This is a genomic window from Sphingobium trunci, from assembly GCF_022664535.1.
Classification (GTDB): domain Bacteria; phylum Pseudomonadota; class Alphaproteobacteria; order Sphingomonadales; family Sphingomonadaceae; genus Sphingobium.
This window is the reverse complement of the sequence record NZ_JAKUJY010000061.1, coordinates 1-1,584: the sequence shown is the minus strand read 5'-3', so window position 1 is coordinate 1,584 and position 1,584 is coordinate 1. Positions and strand designations below refer to the sequence as shown.

At 61.8% G+C, this 1,584-nt stretch carries 2 protein-coding genes; both read left to right on the top strand.

Annotated features, from left to right (window positions below; all coding sequences use genetic code 11):
- Positions 1–197: 197 nt before the first annotated feature.
- A complete protein-coding gene (locus tag MJ601_RS21730) occupies positions 198–794 on the top strand; it encodes a TetR/AcrR family transcriptional regulator (RefSeq protein WP_242130475.1) in 597 nt (198 codons plus the stop codon).
- A 79-nt stretch (positions 795–873) separates the two neighbouring features.
- Positions 874–1,584: sulfotransferase (locus MJ601_RS21725; protein ID WP_242130474.1), on the top strand; the 711-nt coding region annotated here is incomplete at its 3' end.

The following is a 1,584-nucleotide window of genomic DNA, read 5'->3' as shown; positions in this document are numbered from 1 at the left end:
AGCGCCCAATGACTCTTGTTGCAGGATAGCACCCATCTCACCCTCTCCAATTCACCGGCGGAGCTTTTTTATGCTGGAAGTAGCGTTGTCGTTGCCAGCCAATCCACTCTGTGTGATTCGACCTTTTCCTGTATTTGACTATTCAGTCAAGGGCAAATGTCTCGACAGCGTGCGCAATTTTGCCCAATCCCGCGATCATGAATACCCGCATCCCGACATCGCAGCGGCTGATATATGCCGCCATCCCCCTCATCTGGCGCCATGGCTATAATGCCGTTTCGGTCGATGCGATCTGCGAGGCGGCCGTGGCGAACAAGGGCAGTTTCTACCACGCCTTCCGGTCGAAAGCGGAACTGCTGACGCGGGCGATCGACGTCGTCTGGCAGCAGGATGGCGCGGAATTGACCGCCATCGTGGCGCAACCGGCCAATGCTGCAAGCCGACTCGACGCCTATCTGGACTGGTTCCTGGACAGCCAGCGCCGCCTCAGCGAACAGATGGGCTTCGTGCCCGGCCATTTCCACATGGCGATCGACATCAACGTGCCCGAGGCAGCGGCCGCTGCCAATGCGCACAGGCTGGAAGCGCGCGCCTTGATCCAGAGTCTGCTGAGGGATGCGCTGGAGGAAAGAATGGCGCCATCCAGCGAATCGGATTGGCTGGCCGACACCATCGGACATATCGTCAGCGGACTGATGATCGAGGCCCGTCTGGGCAACAGCCTGGAGCCGATATCGGCGTTGAAGCCGACGGTGCACCGGATGCTGGACCATGTTTCGTCCAGCGCGGCCTGACGGATTTTCTGCTTATTGACTGATTGGTCAACTGTCCCTAGGGTCGCCCGCAAGTCCGAAGAGGCGGAGAGGAAAGACCATGGGGATCGAACGGGACAGGATCGTCGAGGAGGCGGTAAGGCGGACAGGGCTGGAGACGTTCGGAGACTCCTCCTTTATCGAGGGGCTGGATCAGCTGATCGCGTCCATCAATGCGGATCGCGACTTGCCGGATCAGGCCCGCGCGGCCGCCGGTCAACGGCTGACTGGCCTGCTGGAACAGCGGCTGCGCCTCTATGCCGACCGCCAGACCTATCCGGAGATCGCCGCCCAGAGGATCGAGCGTCCGCTGATCGTGATCGGCATGCCGCGTTCGGGCACGACCTTCCTGCACTCGCTGCTGGCACAGGATCCCGCCTCGCGCAGCCCGCTTGCCTGGCAATTGGGGCAGGTGTCTCCGCCGCCGCGCAGGGAGACGTTCGACAGCGATCCCCGCATCGCCGCGACCGACGCCGCGCAGGCCGGGCTGCCGCAAGATTTCAGGATCATGCATCTGGTCGGCGCGAAGTTGCCGGACGAATGCAATGCCATTTTGAATATGGGCTTCTTCAGCCCCAATTTCGATGCCAGCTGGAATGTGCGATCCTATATGGACTGGTTCGCGCAGGCCGATGCTCGACCGCGCTATGAACTGCACCGGCACATGCTCCAGCATCTCCAGGCCTTCACCACGGGCGAGCGCTGGGTGCTCAAGGCGCCGCCGCACATGTTCCATATCGCCGCGCTCATCGACGCCTATCCCGATGCGGCC